Annotated in this window: 14 protein-coding genes and 1 tRNA gene; 7 read left to right on the top strand and 8 right to left on the bottom strand. The window is 68.1% G+C overall.

Annotated features, from left to right (window positions below):
* Positions 1–78 precede the first annotated feature (78 nt).
* From C8258_RS31420 to C8258_RS31410, 3 genes are all read left to right on the top strand, one after another.
* The gene (locus C8258_RS31420; RefSeq protein WP_199195917.1) at positions 79–522 is read left to right on the top strand and encodes a nitroreductase family deazaflavin-dependent oxidoreductase; all 444 of its coding nucleotides are present in this window, start codon (positions 79–81) and stop codon (positions 520–522) included.
* A 64-nt stretch (positions 523–586) separates the two neighbouring features.
* Positions 587–1,075: a MarR family winged helix-turn-helix transcriptional regulator gene (locus C8258_RS31415; RefSeq protein WP_106958226.1), complete on the top strand. Its 489-nt coding sequence runs from the start codon at positions 587–589 to the stop codon at positions 1,073–1,075.
* Between the two features lie 139 nt (positions 1,076–1,214).
* Positions 1,215–2,441, top strand: coding sequence for a fatty acid desaturase (locus C8258_RS31410; protein WP_106958225.1), 1,227 nt, complete (start codon positions 1,215–1,217; stop codon positions 2,439–2,441).
* 18 nt (positions 2,442–2,459) lie between these two features.
* Here the strand turns inward: C8258_RS31410 and C8258_RS31405 are convergent, their stop codons facing one another.
* Together C8258_RS31405 and C8258_RS31400 are read right to left on the bottom strand one after the other, a co-directional pair.
* Positions 2,460–3,686, bottom strand: coding sequence for a cytochrome P450 (locus C8258_RS31405; protein WP_106958224.1), 1,227 nt, complete (start codon positions 3,684–3,686; stop codon positions 2,460–2,462).
* A gap of 151 nt (positions 3,687–3,837) precedes the next feature.
* Positions 3,838–4,062: a hypothetical protein gene (locus C8258_RS31400; protein ID WP_199195916.1), complete on the bottom strand. Its 225-nt coding sequence runs from the start codon at positions 4,060–4,062 to the stop codon at positions 3,838–3,840.
* Between the two features lie 99 nt (positions 4,063–4,161).
* On the opposite strand from C8258_RS31400, the gene C8258_RS31395 reads away from it, so the two are divergent.
* Complete coding sequence (locus tag C8258_RS31395) at positions 4,162–4,776, top strand: TetR/AcrR family transcriptional regulator (RefSeq protein WP_106958223.1); 615 nt, start codon at positions 4,162–4,164, stop codon at positions 4,774–4,776.
* Between the two features lie 3 nt (positions 4,777–4,779).
* On the opposite strand, the gene sigJ is transcribed toward C8258_RS31395, so the two are convergent.
* The gene (sigJ, locus tag C8258_RS31390; RefSeq protein ID WP_106958222.1) at positions 4,780–5,667 is read right to left on the bottom strand and encodes an RNA polymerase sigma factor SigJ; all 888 of its coding nucleotides are present in this window, start codon (positions 5,665–5,667) and stop codon (positions 4,780–4,782) included.
* 112 nt (positions 5,668–5,779) lie between these two features.
* Here sigJ and C8258_RS31385 point away from each other — a divergent pair, with 112 nt between their 5' ends.
* A complete protein-coding gene (locus C8258_RS31385) occupies positions 5,780–6,565 on the top strand; it encodes a hypothetical protein (protein WP_106958221.1) in 786 nt (261 codons plus the stop codon).
* 577 nt (positions 6,566–7,142) lie between these two features.
* The gene (locus tag C8258_RS31380; RefSeq protein ID WP_158271337.1) at positions 7,143–8,405 is read left to right on the top strand and encodes a diguanylate cyclase domain-containing protein; all 1,263 of its coding nucleotides are present in this window, start codon (positions 7,143–7,145) and stop codon (positions 8,403–8,405) included.
* Position 8,406: 1 nt separating this feature from the next.
* On the opposite strand, the gene C8258_RS31375 is transcribed toward C8258_RS31380, so the two are convergent.
* The 4 genes from C8258_RS31375 to C8258_RS31365 form a co-directional block, all read right to left on the bottom strand.
* Positions 8,407–9,633: an FAD-dependent monooxygenase gene (locus tag C8258_RS31375; RefSeq protein ID WP_106958219.1), complete on the bottom strand. Its 1,227-nt coding sequence runs from the start codon at positions 9,631–9,633 to the stop codon at positions 8,407–8,409.
* Between the two features lie 105 nt (positions 9,634–9,738).
* The gene (locus tag C8258_RS32415) at positions 9,739–9,960 is read right to left on the bottom strand and encodes a hypothetical protein (RefSeq protein ID WP_146161381.1); all 222 of its coding nucleotides are present in this window, start codon (positions 9,958–9,960) and stop codon (positions 9,739–9,741) included.
* A gap of 144 nt (positions 9,961–10,104) precedes the next feature.
* Positions 10,105–10,566, bottom strand: coding sequence for an iron chaperone (locus C8258_RS31370; RefSeq protein ID WP_106958218.1), 462 nt, complete (start codon positions 10,564–10,566; stop codon positions 10,105–10,107).
* Between the two features lie 27 nt (positions 10,567–10,593).
* Complete coding sequence (locus tag C8258_RS31365) at positions 10,594–10,941, bottom strand: VOC family protein (protein WP_106958217.1); 348 nt, start codon at positions 10,939–10,941, stop codon at positions 10,594–10,596.
* A gap of 134 nt (positions 10,942–11,075) precedes the next feature.
* Here C8258_RS31365 and C8258_RS31360 point away from each other — a divergent pair, with 134 nt between their 5' ends.
* Positions 11,076–13,829 carry a LuxR C-terminal-related transcriptional regulator gene (locus C8258_RS31360; RefSeq protein WP_199195915.1) on the top strand — a complete coding sequence of 918 codons (2,754 nt, stop codon included), beginning with the start codon at positions 11,076–11,078 and terminating at the stop codon, positions 13,827–13,829.
* Between the two features lie 39 nt (positions 13,830–13,868).
* Here the strand turns inward: C8258_RS31360 and C8258_RS31355 are convergent.
* A tRNA-Arg gene (locus C8258_RS31355) sits at positions 13,869–13,941 on the bottom strand.
* Positions 13,942–14,240: the final 299 nt, after the last annotated feature.

Raw genomic sequence — 14,240 nt, 5'->3', positions numbered from 1 at the left:
ACTATCCGAAGTGATATCGTATAGATATAGTATGATAACAATAGGATATGGCTTCGAAAGTAGCGGAGGTTCCGGAGTATGGATGCGCAGCGGTATCGGCGGATGGTCAATCGACTCAATCCGCTCGTCGTCGGCCTGCAACGACTGGGAATCGGTTTCGGGCCGATGCAACTGCTCACCGTCGCCGGCCGGCGCAGTGGGCAACCGCGCACATTCCCGATCGCGGTCAATGAGCTGAACGGGGGGCACTACATCGTGCAGGCCTATCCCCGAGCGGCGTGGGTGGCCAACGTGCGGGCGGCCGATTCGGTCACGCTGACGCGCGGGCGGACCTCCTCGACCGCGCGACTGGTCGAGGTTCCGGTCGGGCAGCGTGGGGATCTGCTGCGGGAATTGGTCGGATCCGGGCCCGCCAGTGTCGGGAATCGTTTCGTCACAACCGGTTTGGCCAACTCGGCGACGCCGGACGGGGTGGCAGCGGCTGCCGAGCGCATCGCGGTGTTCCGGGTCGAACGGCACTGACCTGCCGGAGCTGTTCGGCCGGGGATATCATATGAAAACCGTATGAATCGACCGGAGGGTGACGATGAGCTCGGAGGCGGATCGCGTGGCCGCGCAGCAACGGCGCCGGCTGACCGTCGACGTCAAGGATGCGTTGCGCGACTTGAACATTCAGCTCGCCCTGCTGAATCGCCGATTCGGCGGCCGGGTCGAACTCCGCGACGTGGACTGGACCTGCCTCGACCTGATCAACCGGCAGGGTCCGATTTCGCCGACCGCCCTCGCCCGGCGCACCGGCCTGCACCCGGCCACCCTCACCGGCGTCCTGGACCGGTTGCAGAACGGCGGCTGGATCGTCCGGGAACGCGACCCCGAGGCGAGCGACCGGCGCGCAGTCACCCTGCGCGCCGTCCGCGAACGCAATTCCGAACTGTTCCAGGTCTTCTCGGGTATGAACCGGCGCATGGACGAACTGCTCGAGCGGTATTCGGAAACAGAACTGGAGGTGATCGCGGACTTCCTCCGGCAGACCGGGACCGCAGGGTCGGACTCCGCGTCCGAACTCGGAAGCTGAACACGCGGTCGCGCGACACCGCGGTCGTGTCGTGGGCTGTTCATCGGGTGCGGGTAGGCTCTGGGCATCGGCGGGTCTCCGCATATGTCCTCGTCGGTGGGCGTTCGCGCCACCACTCACCAATTCGAGGATGTAGACCATGGCAATCACCGAGATCGGCGCGTACGCACATCTCCGGCCCGCCGATATCGAGGCGCTGGGGCGTGAGCTCGACCGTATTCGCGCCGATGTCGAGGCCGATCTGGGGGCGCGCGACGCGAACTACATTCGCCGGACGATCGTCTTTCAGCGCACTCTCGACGCCGTCGCGCGACTGATCATCCTCGGCGGTCGCGGCCGCTTGGCCTGGTTGCTCGGTACGGCGGGCCTGGCGACGGCCAAGAGCGTCGAGAACATGGAGATCGGGCACAACGTCTCCCACGGTCAGTGGGATTGGATGAACGACCCGGAAATCCACTCCACCACCTGGGAGTGGGATATGGCCGGGCTGTCCGCGCAGTGGCGTTACGCACACAACGTCCGTCATCACCTCTACACCAATGTGCTGGGCATGGACGACGATATCGGCTTCGGCGTGATGCGGGTGACCAGAGATCAGCGCTGGCATCCGCGCCTGCTGCTGCAACCGTTGCAGAACGTGTTGCTGGCGGCGACGTTCGAATGGGGTATCGCCTGGCACGATCTGGACTCCGAACACGACCGGGCGGCCGATCCCGCCGAAAAGGCCGGCCAGACCCGCGCGCTGCTCGGAAAACTGATCCGGCAGGCCGGCAAGGATTACGTACTGTTTCCGGCATTGAGCGGAAGACGCTGGCGGCGCACGCTTTTCGCCAATCTCGGCGCCAATGTGCTGCGCAATCTGTGGGCGTACCTGGTGATCTTCTGCGGGCATTTCCCCGACGGTGCGGAGAAATTCACGCCGTCGGTGCTGGAATCGGAAACCAAGGCGGAATGGTATCTGCGCCAGATGCTGGGCACCGCGAACTTCGATGCCGGGCGGGTGCAGGCCTTCATGAGTGGCAATCTGTGCTACCAGATCGAACACCACCTGTTCCCGGATCTGCCCAGCAACCGGTACCGGGAAATCGCCACCCGCGTGCGAGCCCTGTGTGAAGAATTCGATCTGCCCTACACCACGGGTCCACTGCCGCGGCAATACGCGCTCACCCTCCGCACCATCCACAAATTGGCGCTGCCGGACCGCTTTCTCACCGCGACCTCCGATGACGCCCCCGAAACCGCTTCGGAGCGAAAGTTTCTCGGATATCGCGCCTTCGCCGCAGCGGACGGCGCGCCTTCTCGTTCGCGACGAGGGCTGCGCACCGCGCTGCGTGCGGTGGCGGCGAAGACCGCGCTGCCGGCCTGATGAGCCGGTCGGTTCGGCCTAACCGTGCGGGCGCACCGGCAGTTCCGTGAGTCCCCGCATGAGCAGACTCGGCTGCCATCGCGGAGTGAACGAGGGCGCCAGGGCGAGCTGCGGAAAGCGATCCAGCAGGGCGGTGAAGGCGACGGCCGCCTCCATCCGGGCCAGGGGAGCGCCGACGCAGAAGTGGATTCCGTGGCCGAAAGCCACATGCCCGGACGGTTTTCGGCCGATGTAGAGTGCGTCCGGCGAATGGTATCGATCGGGATCGCGATCAGCCGCCGACAGGGCGACGTAGACCAATTCGCCTGCGGGAATGACGGTTCCGCCGATGTCGACGGGTTCCTCGGTGTACCGGACCGTGGCCCAGCCGACCGGGCCGTCGAGCCGCAGAAATTCTTCCACGGCGGCGGGGATGCCCGCCGGATCCGCGCGCAGCGCATCGAATTGGGGCCGGTCGCGCAGCAGCGCGAAGGTGCCGTTGCCGATGAGATTCACCGTCGTCTCGTGGCCGGCCACCAGCAGGAGGAAAGCCATCGCCACCAATTCCTGATCGGTGAGACGATCACCGTCGTCGGATTCGGTGGCCAGCCCCGACAGCAGGTCGTCGCCGGGCCGGGCGCGCTTGTCCGCCAGCAGCGCCGTCAGATATCCGCCCATGTCGGCGGATGCGCGGTCGCGGTCCGCCAGGTCTCCGGCGGCGCCCACCAGGATCTTCGTCCACAGCTGGAAATCGTCGCGATCGGTGAAGGGAACCCCGAGCAATTCGCAGATCACGGTGACGGGTAGCGGGGTCGCGAACGCGTGCAGCAGGTCGACCTCGTCGTGCGCCGCCACCTCGTCGAGCAGTCCGGCGGTGATCTCCTCGATGCGGGGACGCAATGCCGCCACCCGCCGCGGCGTGAAAGCCTTGTTCACCAGCTTCCGCAGCCGCGTATGTTCGGGCGGATCGGTATTGAGCATATGGGTGCTCAAGGCCTGCGCATCCGAATTCGACAGCACCGTAGATCCTTTGCGCCGGAACAGTTCGATGGTGCCGGCCGAGTTCTTGTGCAGTCGGGGATCGGCGAGCGCTGCCCGCGCTTCGGCATGGCCCACCACGACCCAGCACGGAATCCCGCGATCGTGTGTGAACCGCACGTGATGCACCGGCCCCCGGGCCCGCCAGCGCTCGTAGTACTTGTGCGGATCGTCGTGGAAGTCCTCTTCCACCAGTTCGATCTGCTCGGATACCTCGGCCTCGGCCATACTGTGCTCCCTGCTACCGGCGCCGCTCGACGCTCTCCCCACGGTGTCAGCCCGGTCGTAACGGTGACCGTATCCAAAGTACCGAAAATCGCACCGGGACGCGGATGCCCGATTCGCGTAGAAATCCTTCCGCGCGAACCACTTTCGTCGGTCACCGCCGAACGTATCGGGTAAGGACGCCGAGTAGGCGAGGGACGACCACGTACACGGCGGCCGGGACCACGAATGCGGTGAGAACGAGCGCGCGCAGCACCGGATGCCAGCCGGCCGTGAGCGGTGCCATCGCGGTCATGCCGAGAGCAACCATGGGAAAGATCGCAAGCCAGGTTACGGCGGCGCGGACGTGTACGGACGGGGTGGAAAGGGTGGCGGTCATGACGGCTCCTCGAAATCCAACTAAGTAGTTGCACATACGAGTAGACACCAGGCGCGAAGAATCTGCAACTGTTTGGTTGGAAATTGCTACACTCGGCCCATGGCCTGGGACATCGAACGCACCAAACGATTGCTTCTGGATGCCGCGGTGGCGGAATTCAGTGAGCGAGGGCTGGCGGGTGCGCGGGTGGACCGCATCGCGGCCGCGGCCGGGGTCAACAAGGAGCGCATCTACAAGTACTTCGGCACCAAGGACCAGCTCTTCGCCATCGTGATCGGCCGGGAGATCGGCGAACTCGGCGACGCGGTCCAGGTGGAAGGGGAGGGGGCCGCCGCGGTGATCGGTTATGCCGAGCGGTTCTTCGATCACCTCTGTGACAAGCCGGCGTTGGCGCGCTTGTTGTTCTGGGAGAGTCTGGAATTGGGGGTTCCGGTCGCCGAATCGGATCGGCGCGAGAGCATGCAGGGCAAGATCTGCGGTATCCGTGCGGCCGTGCCGCAGCTGTCGGAATCCGCGGCGCGCGAGTTACTTCTGTCGATCTTGTCGCTCTGCTACAGCTGGCAGGCGCTCCCCACGCTCGATCGTCTGGCTACCGGTGCGGCGGCCGCCGATGCCGCGCGGCACCGGGCGCGGCGTGCGGCGATCGGCCGGGCAGTGGCGGCCGAGGTAGCGCGTTTCTGTTCGGAAAGTGCTGAGTCGCAGGAGTTTCGGTGACAGTCAGTGTTCCGTCCACTGCCGCAACTTCTCCGGATTGCGGATCGCCCAGATGCGGGTGATCCGGCCGTCGGCGATATCGAAGGCGTAGACGGTCGCGACGGTCCCGTCGATCTGCGCCACCAGGCCGGGCTGGCCGTTGACGGTCCGCTCGAGCAGCGTGACTTCCCCTGCGCGGGAGGCGATGTGGATCCAGGCCCGCGCGATCTGCTCGCCGCCGTTGATCGGGTCGCGGAACGCCAGTACCCGGCCACCGCTGTCTGCCGTAGCGACGGCCCGCGGATCCAGAATCTCGATCAATGCCTCGATATCCTTCGTTTCCCAGGCTCGTTTGAAGTCCCTGACGACCTCGGTGCGCTCGTCCCGAGACGGACTCGCCGAGGTCTGGACGCGACGGCGCGCGGAGGAGGCGAGCTGGCGGCAGGCCGCGGGCGTGCGGCCGACGATATCGGCGACCTCCGCGAAGGAATAGCGGAAGACATCGTGCAGGACGAAGGCCACCCGCTCGGCCGGCGTCATGGAATCGAGCACGACGAGGAACGCCATACTGATCGATTCGTCGAGCGTCACCCGGTCGGCCGGATCGGCCGGTGCGGGTGCGCCCCATTCACTGCGGTCGGGCACCGGCTCCGGAATCCATTCCCCGACATAGCGCTCGCGCCGGGCCCGCGCCGAACCGAGCAGATCCAGGCAGATGCGGCTGGCCACGGTGCGCAACCAGCCCCCCGGCGCGGCGACGGCCCGCTGCTGTTCCGGGGACATGGCGTACCAGCGCGCATAGGTCTCCTGCACCACGTCCTCGGCCTCGGCGAGGGAGCCGAGCAGCCGGTAGGCGAGGTTGAGCAGTGCCCGCCGCTCGCTCACCACGGCGCTCGATTCCGGATCGGTCATGATGTTCGCTCCCTCGGTTCGGTACAGACCCCTTCCACTGTGGACGAAACAGCGCGCCGAAATGTGAGGCCGATATATGCTGCCGTTCGCCGTGAGAGTGGGGGAGTGCGCAATGAAAAGCTCGGTTCTGGTGGCGATCGTGGTCGGTGCTGTCGCGCTTTCGGGCTGCGGCGCCGGGGAGGACGGCGCTTCGGCGCCCACGTCGTCCGAACCGGCGGTTCGGCAGATGACCGCTGCGCCGGATACCGCTGCGCCCGATCAGGATGCCGGTTGCCCGCTTCCGGCCGCGCCGTCGGCAGGGCCTTACAGCGGCATCACCGTGCCGGTGCGAGAGCAGAGCCCGAGCCTGACGACCGACGTCGTGCTGCCACAACTCGAGGGTGGTGACCAGGCGATTCGCGATCGGTTCAACTCGGCGATGCGCGCATCGCTGGCCGATCTCAGCGGGGGCACCGCGAACGGTGCGCTGCACGCCGCCCAGCTCCGTTGCGGCGAAACGAGTCGCGTCACCCGCATCGGCGCGCATGTCGTCGCGGGCGTGCTGATCACGGATCACACGTGGGAGGGCGGCCCGCATCCGGTCAACCAGATCGGCACCGTGGTGATCGACACCGGCACCGCACAACCCGTCATGCTGCCGACGACCCTCCGTGACCCTGGTCGGGCCTGGGGCGCGCTCGCCACCACCGCCCAGAGCCTGGTGCCCGCGGACGGGCCCACGCTGTTCACCCACGCTCCCGGTGCTGACGATTTCGCCGACTGGGTGCCCGCGACGGAGGGACTCACCGTCTACTTCTCCGTCGCGCACGCGCGGGGCGACTACTACCCGGTTCAACTCCCGTGGAACCGGATCCGGGACCTGTTCGACCCGGCCGCATTCGCGACGCTGTCGAGCTGACCGGCCGCCACCGCCGATTCACACCTTCGCGCCCACCAACTGCCGATAGTCGGCATTGCGGGCGACCAGTTCGTCGTGCGGACCGCTGTCGGATCGTCGCGCCCGACGACGCATCTCGCACGACCTGCCCCGCCAGCAGCGGCTGCGCCAGCGACAACCCGGTGCCGACGAGAAGCAGCGCCGTCGCCGCCAGCAGCGAATGACGTTGGGGTACGAGGAGTCTCAGGAGCGCGCCGACCCGCCGCGGCCAGGAATCGCCCTGGCGAACCGCACCGCCCTCAGCTGACATACTTCCCCCGTTTTCGTTCGAGCCGACCGCTCTCAGCCGGCTCAACGTAGCCGCACTCATGTCTCGGGTCGAGCCGACGGGATAGCGCGGAGATCGTCGGAGCTCGGCTCGTAGCGAAGTTGTCGGGTTTGCCCGATCGGTGCGGGCCCACAGTTCCCTGTGGTCGTGCGCCGGTTCATGCCGTCGCCCACACGGCGGGCGGTTCTTTCGTATGCTCGTTGTCAGCGGATGGGGAGGGGCGTCGGTGCCGGGCCCCGCGGGTCCGGCGATGGAGGAAGGTCCTCGCGGATGGACAGGCGCGAGGCTGCCGATATGGCGCGGGACTGGTCGGCGGCCCTGGTCGATTGCGGTGGCGTGCCGACGGCTCTGCCGAGCGCCCACCGGTTGACGGAATGGCTCGTCGACCTGGAAGCCGCCATGTCGGCCGAACCGTTCGATCCGTCGCCCGCGTACCGAGTCGGGGTCGAGATGGTGCGGTGGAAGCTGACCGACCCCGCCCTGATGACTCCGTCCGCGACGGTGCTGGCCTCTTTGCTGGAGCGGTCGCAGCGGCCGGATCGCACGCAGCGGTTCGGTGCGCTCCTGGGCGAACTCGGCCGCGGCTACAGCGCCGAGTTGTTGAAGGTCCACGCGGACAGCCAGGAGATAGCCGACCAGCGGTTCCGGGTGGTGTTCGACAACGCGGCGGTGGCGATCGCGCTGTACGACAGCAACGGCATCACGCTGGAAGCCAACCCGACCACCGCGCGGATGGTCGGGATGAAACCGGAGGAGGTGCCGGGGGTCGCGGGGCTGGATCTGATGCACCCCGAGGATCGCGACAAGCTCCAGCAGGTGGTCGTCGATCTGTACCAGCGGCGGCACGGCACCGTGCACTTCGAAGGCCGCTTCTGCCGCCCCGACGGCACCGTCTGCTGGGGTGCGTGGACGATGACGCTGGTGCGCGGCGCGGGCGGACGTGATCTGCGCCTGCTCGCCGTCGGGGAGGACATCACCGAGCGCCGGGCGATGGAGCAAAAGCTGTGGTGGCAGGCGCGTCACGACCCGTTGACCGGTCTGCCCAACCGCCACTGCCTGCTCGAGCAGTTGGAGGCCATCGTCGCGACGGCCGGACCCGCCGACCACATCGGTTTGTGCTTTCTCGATCTCGACGAGTTCAAGCTGATCAACGACCGCTACGGCCACCGCGCGGGCGACAGCGTGCTCGCCGAGGTGGGGCGGCGACTGGACGCGAAAATGACCTCACCGTCGGTCACGGTCACCCGCATCGGCGGCGACGAGTTCGTCGCGCTGCTCGCACCGCCCTGCGACGAGGAGACCGCCCATGCCGCCGCCGAGACGATGCTCGCGACGCTGCGAGAACCGGTGCCCGTCGGTCCCACCGATCTGCTGGCGATGTCGGCCAGTATCGGCGCCGTCGTCGCCCCGGTCGCGGGCGCGAATGCCGAGAAACTGCTGAACGATGCCGACGTGGGCCTGTACCGGGCCAAGGCCGCCGGCCGCGGCACCTGGGTGCTGCATCGCGACGAGAACGGTCGCGCAGCCGAATAGCTCAGCGCGGAGACTGTCCAGGTCGGTGCCGGCCCATCGCGAGTTCACCTCGCCGCGCGGCCCGCCACCATCGGTGTCCGGAATCGACGCCACGCCGCATCGTGCGCACGGCGGGTATCTGCATGAGCAGGTGCATCTGGTAGCGCCACGGCATCTGCAGCCCGTGCCGGACCGCCATCGCATAGGCGAACTGCACGGCATCGCGGTCCAGATACCGGTCGGCGCGTTCGAACCAGGTCATGCTGGCACGGGCGGCGGCCTGAATCGGGCGCATCGCGGCGCGCCGTTGTGTGTCGTAATCCTCCAGCGCGTCAATGATCTCGCCGTGTTCGTACAGGCTCTGCGCGAGCACGATGGCGTCGATGATCGCCAGCCGGGTGCCCGAACCGATCGTGAAATGCGTCGTATGCGCCGCGTCGCCGAGCAGCACCACATTGTCGTGGTACCAGGATTTGTTGGTCACCTCGGGAAAGCAACTCCACCTTGCGATTTCGCCTCGCGACTTACTGATCAACGAGTGACCGTCGAGTACGCGCTCGAAGATATCTTCCAGGTCACGCGTATTCGACGCGTTGTCCGGGGAATCGAATCCCAGCCCCTGCCAGGTCTGCGGCCGGCATTCGACGATGCAGGTGCTGATCTTTCCGGCGATCGACGGATAGGCGTGGAACCAGATCCAACCGGCCGGGGTGTGTTCGAAGGCGAAGGTGAATCGGTGGAAGACCTTGTCGGTGCCGAGCCAGATATAGCGATTCGCGCCGAGTGTCACCGATGTCCCGAACCGATGATCGTCCAGCTGCCGCACCCGGCTGTTCGCGCCGTCGGAAGCGACGACGAGATCGGCGTCGTCGAAGCCGGACAGATCGTGGACCTCTCGGCCGTATCGGACGTCGACGCCGAGTTCGCTCGCCCGGCGCGACAGTACCTCGAGCAATGCCGCGCGGCCCATGCTGAAGCCGTAGCCCGGGAAGTATGCGGTCCGGTCGTCGCCCACGTGAATGGCCTGTTCACGCCAGAGGACCGATCCGGCGCGCACCGCCTGTGCGCTGTCGGGGTCGTTCCGATACAGGATGTCGAGCAGGTCGTCCCAGTACACGACGCCCCAGCCGTAGGTGGAGCCGGGAGGATCTCGGTCGATCACCGTGATGGCATGGGCCGGGTCGCGGCGCTTCATCGAAATGGCGAAGTACAGTCCGGCGGGCCCGCCACCGATACACACGATTCTCATTCGGTCACCAGTTTCCGCCCGGTTGGTCGAATTCGGTGGCGCAGCAACGGTATTCGATGCGGCCGAGCCCGGCACGCTGTGCGTGTCCGGGCCCGGTCATCGGCACTAGAAGCTGCCCCAGCCGCCGCCGAAGGGGTTCCACCAGCCGGGGTTCCAGCCCCAGCCGCCGTTACCCCAGCCGGGGCTGTCGACGGATTGGGTCGCGGAGTTCGGTGTGGCGGAGGCTTGTGTCGCGGCTGCGACGACCGGAACCGCGGCAGCCGCGGCTATTCCGGCGGCGGCCGCCAATCGTGCGAATTTCGAGTGTGAATTCCTTTTCTTGCTCATGATAGGGCTCCAAATAGCTGTCCCGACCTGCTGGAATTCTACGCGTTTTCGGCGAATGCAAAAGTTGCCGAGACAACCTGTTTCACGATGTCGGGCCACCGGATCGGCCCGGATCCGGTGTGCCGGGGTCGGCGACGGATGCGTTCAGGCGGCCGCGGCCCGGACCAGGTCCGCGATCCGTTGCTCGTCCGCCGCCGTCAGCGTGGTCAGCGCGTAGGTGACCGGCCACATCGTGCCCTCGTCGAGGCGCGCGGTGTCGTTGAAACCCAGTGTCGCGTAACGAGCTTTGAATTTCTCGGCGCTCTGGAAGAAGCAGACCACCTTGCCGTCGCGGGCGTAGGCCGGCATTCCGTACCAGGTCTTCGGGGCGAGATCCGGCGCCTCGGCGGTCACGATGGCGTGAATCCGTTCGGCCAGCGCGCGATCGGCCGGCTGCATCGCGGCGATCTTGGCCAGCACATCGGCAGTGCCGTCCGCCTTCGCGGCCTTGCCGCCACGGCGGGCGGCGGTCTTCAGTTCCCGGGCATGCTCTTTCATCGCGGCGCGTTCCTCGGTCGAGAAACTCACCGTGGCAGAGGTCTTGGTGGCAGAGGTCTTCGTGGTCATCGTCGTCTCCGTTCGAGTCCGGGTATTTCAGTTGTCCTGCAGCACGCCGAGCACGTTGCCGTCGGGGTCGACCACCGTGGCGACCCGGCGGCCCGCGCCGACGTCGCGGATCGGTTCTCCGACCACGGCTCCGGCGGCGGTCAGCTCGGCCAGCTTCGCCTCCAGATCGGGGACCGCCCAGTAGGTGACCGGTGCGGTCATGCCCTGCGGGCCGCCGCCCGGAACCAGGCCGACATGGGTGTCCCCGACCTCGAAGCCGACGTAATAGGCGCTCTCGGCACTTGCCGGCACGCCCAGCAACGCGGCGTACACGGCCTTCGCGGCGGCCAGGTCGGTGACCGGGTGCAGCACGGTCCTGATGCCCAGGGTGGTCATGAAATCTCCTGTGGTGTCGTGTTCTTGTGGTTTCCACGGTAGGAATCGCGGCGCCGCGCAACATCCGTGGTGACCACGGAATCCACCACGGATCCGGTACGTGGTGGCACCGGTACGGGCGTCAGAATGGGGGCGTGTCGAAGCAGATCGCCGCCGAGATCTCGGCCCGGGAGGCCGAGGTGCTCGCCCTGGTCGGGCAGCATCGCAGTAACGCCGAGATCGCGGCCCAGCTGTACATTTCCGTGCGCACGGTAGAGACCCATGTGTCGTCGCTGCTGCGCAAGGCCGGAGTGCCCGATCGGCGGGTACTCGCGGAACGCGCGGCTGAACTGGGTGATCGCCGGCCGGCCGCGGCGCCGGTAACGGTGCTGCCCACGACCTTGACCACGTTCGTGGGCCGGGCCCGGGAGCAGGCCGAACTGCGCGCGCTGGTCGTCGCGCATCGTCAGGTGACCGCGCTCGGCCCCGGTGGTGTCGGCAAGACCCGGCTGACGCTGGCCGTTGCCGCGGAGTTGGCCGACGAGTTCGCGGGCGGAGTCTGGTTCGTGGATCTCGTGCCGGTCACCGATCCGGAGATGACCGGCGCGGCGGTGGCCCACGCGCTCGGTATCGGCGAACAACCGGGCCGGGATCTGGACGATTCGGTGACGGCGGCGCTGGCCGACCGTCGGCTCCTGCTCGTGTTGGACAACTGTGAGCATCTGCTGGACGGTGTGGCGCCGTTCCTGGAACGCTTGCTGGCGCGCTGTCCGGGCGTAACCGTACTGGCCACCAGCCGGTCTCGGCTGATGGTGCCGTTCGAGCAGGTCTACGCGGTGCCGCCGCTGACCCTGGAGGAGAACGCCGACGCGGTCGCGTTGTTCCTGGACCGGGCGGAGGCACTGGGCTGGTCGGTGCCGCCGGAGCAGACCGATCGGGTCGCCGAGATCTGCGCCCGCCTGGACGGTTTGGCGCTGCCCATCGAACTGGCCGCCGCCCGGCTGCCGACCCTGGGCCTGGACGGTCTGACCTCGAGTCTGTCCGATCCGCTGCGGCTGCTCGTGGGTGGCCGCCGCGCGGACGAGCGGCACCGGTCGGTGCGGGCCACGCTCGACTGGAGTCGAGCGCTGCTGACGGAATCGGATCGCCGGCTGCTGCAGCGGGTGGCGGTGTTCGCCGGGCCGTTCACCGCCGCGGCCGCCGCCGAGGTGACGGGTGGTCCGCCGCTGACGCCGGACGAGGTCCCGGACGGGCTGGCGCGGCTCACCGAACAGAGCCTGCTGACGGTGGTTCCGGCCGGCACCGGTATCCGATATCGGATGCTGGCGACCGTCCGCCAGTACGCGCGGGAACAGCTCGACTCGCTCGGCGAGCTGCCCGAGATGCTCGCCCGGCATCTGACGTGGAGTCTGGCGACCGCTACCGCACTCGCGCAGCGGCCCGAAACCGGTTCGTGGCGAACCGAATTCGACGGCGTGGCCGACGATCTGCGCGCGGCGCTGAACTGGGCGGCGGCCGAGCCGGGGCAGCGGGCGGCGGCATCCGAGCTGGCGCTGACCCTGGCGCGGATCGCCTTCACCCGCAACCTGATCGGTGAATCACAGCGGCGCTACGAGCAGGCCGCCGCGCTCACCGCCGATGCCTCCGTGGCGGCCGAGGCGCTGCGCGAGGCCGCCGCCACGGCCGGATGCCGGCTACACGGCTCCGAGATGTACCGGCTGTACCTGGCGGCGGCGGAGGTCGCCCGGAAATCCGGTGACGATGCCGCTGCCGCAAGAGATCTCGCGACGGCGGTGAGCACCTGCTTCCGGATGTCCGATACCTTCGACGAGCCGCCCGCGCTGCCCGAGGTGGTCGAGCTGCTGGCCACGGCCCGCGGCCTGGCCGGAGACGATCCGGCTGCCGCGGCGGCCGTCGCCCTCGCCGAATGTGGTCTCCGAGCCGCGGAATCCGATGGTTCGCAGGCGATCGCAACGGCCGAACGAGCGGTCGCACTGGCCGGGCGAACCGCTGATCCGCTGGCTCGCAGCGCGGCCCTGGACGCGCTGGCCGCCGCCCAGTGGTGGTGTGGCGACGCGGCCGCGAGCGCGGTGACGACTCGCCGCCGGGTCGAGCTGCTCGCCGCGGCGCCGCCGACCGCGGCAGGCGCGCTGGAGCGAGTCGGCGCGCTGTCCGAGGCCGCGGACAGCTGTATCGGGAATGGCGATCTGGCCGGCGCGCAGCTCTGGGCCACGAAGCTGCGTGATCTGCCACTGCTGGCCGAACGCGGCGATCTGGCCACCTCGCGTGTCCTGATCGCGCGGGCATTGGCCGGCGACGCGCACGCGGTGTGGGCGGACAGCCAGCGGTTCGCCGACGCCCGCGAGCTGCCCGGGCGAGACCGCGCGCCGCAGTTGGCGGTGGCGGCGGCCGCGGTCGCGCTGATCCACGGCCTGCGCGGTGACCTTCCCGCGCAGGCTCGATGGCAGGCGAGCGCCGCCGAGCTGTCCGGGGCGCCGGCGGCCTGGCGAGCGGTCTTCGCCGCCCTTCAGTCGTTGCACGCCGGACATGCGGACCGAGCCTGGGCGGAATTGGCCACCGCACCGGACGATCTGGACGAGCAGGAGCTGTGGATCTGGCGGCACTGGTACGTGGCGCTGCGCGCCGAGGCGGCGGTGCTGGCCGGTCGGCCGGAAGCGGCGACGATCCTGGATTCCGCGCGAACCACTGTGGTGGGCAACCCGATCGCCACCGCGATCGTCAGCCGCGGCACCGCCCTGCTCGCCGGCGATCGCCCCGCGGTACTCGCCACAGCAGCCGACTTCGAGGCCGCGCACTGCCCCTACCAGCAGGCCCGCAGTTCGATCCTCGCCCGCGATCCGGCCGGCACGGCCCTGCTGGAATCCCTCGGCCTCGCCCCGAACCGATGAGCACGACACGCGCTCGACCTGCGCAAACAGCTGTCCCAGTGCCCTCGGCAGGATTCGAACCTGCGACACCCGCTTTAGGAGAGCGGTGCTCTATCCCCTGAGCTACGAGGGCGTGAACCGTGCGTGACAGTGTGAAATCCCCCGTTTCACAACGGGTTTCGCACGTGCCTCGCGGTGGTCCACGGTGCCTGTGCCTCCCGGGGGTGACGAACAGGCGTGGTCAGTCTAGCGTGTGGCGGGCCGGTGGCCAGCTCGCCAGGGTGGTCCGCGCCGACGGGAGGTAGCGCACCGCCCGGGTCGACGGCGGAATCCGGCGGCGACGCGCCTCACCGCGGCAACGACAGGAAATCTTCGACCGGGCGGCGTGGGGTGGGCCTGTCTCTTATACACATCTCCGAGCCCACGAGACCG

The organism is Nocardia sp. MDA0666 (genome assembly GCF_003023875.1).
Classification (GTDB): domain Bacteria; phylum Actinomycetota; class Actinomycetes; order Mycobacteriales; family Mycobacteriaceae; genus Nocardia; species Nocardia aobensis.
Note: the sequence above shows the minus strand (reverse complement) of the source record. Positions and strands in the feature narration are given on the sequence as shown.

Coding starts and splice junctions, on each gene's coding strand:
- C8258_RS31420 (WP_199195917.1), top strand. CDS start 79: ATGGATGCGCAGCGGTATCGGCGGATGGTCAATCGACTCAATCCGCTC.
- C8258_RS31395 (WP_106958223.1), top strand. CDS start 4,162: ATGGCCTGGGACATCGAACGCACCAAACGATTGCTTCTGGATGCCGCG.
- sigJ (WP_106958222.1), bottom strand. CDS start 5,667: ATGACCGATCCGGAATCGAGCGCCGTGGTGAGCGAGCGGCGGGCACTG.
- C8258_RS31400 (WP_199195916.1), bottom strand. CDS start 4,062: ATGACCGCCACCCTTTCCACCCCGTCCGTACACGTCCGCGCCGCCGTA.
- C8258_RS31410 (WP_106958225.1), top strand. CDS start 1,215: ATGGCAATCACCGAGATCGGCGCGTACGCACATCTCCGGCCCGCCGAT.
- C8258_RS31365 (WP_106958217.1), bottom strand. CDS start 10,941: ATGACCACCCTGGGCATCAGGACCGTGCTGCACCCGGTCACCGACCTG.
- C8258_RS31370 (WP_106958218.1), bottom strand. CDS start 10,566: ATGACCACGAAGACCTCTGCCACCAAGACCTCTGCCACGGTGAGTTTC.
- C8258_RS31405 (WP_106958224.1), bottom strand. CDS start 3,686: ATGGCCGAGGCCGAGGTATCCGAGCAGATCGAACTGGTGGAAGAGGAC.
- C8258_RS31385 (WP_106958221.1), top strand. CDS start 5,780: ATGAAAAGCTCGGTTCTGGTGGCGATCGTGGTCGGTGCTGTCGCGCTT.
- C8258_RS31380 (WP_158271337.1), top strand. CDS start 7,143: ATGGACAGGCGCGAGGCTGCCGATATGGCGCGGGACTGGTCGGCGGCC.
- C8258_RS31415 (WP_106958226.1), top strand. CDS start 587: ATGAGCTCGGAGGCGGATCGCGTGGCCGCGCAGCAACGGCGCCGGCTG.
- C8258_RS31375 (WP_106958219.1), bottom strand. CDS start 9,633: ATGAGAATCGTGTGTATCGGTGGCGGGCCCGCCGGACTGTACTTCGCC.
- C8258_RS32415 (WP_146161381.1), bottom strand. CDS start 9,960: ATGAGCAAGAAAAGGAATTCACACTCGAAATTCGCACGATTGGCGGCC.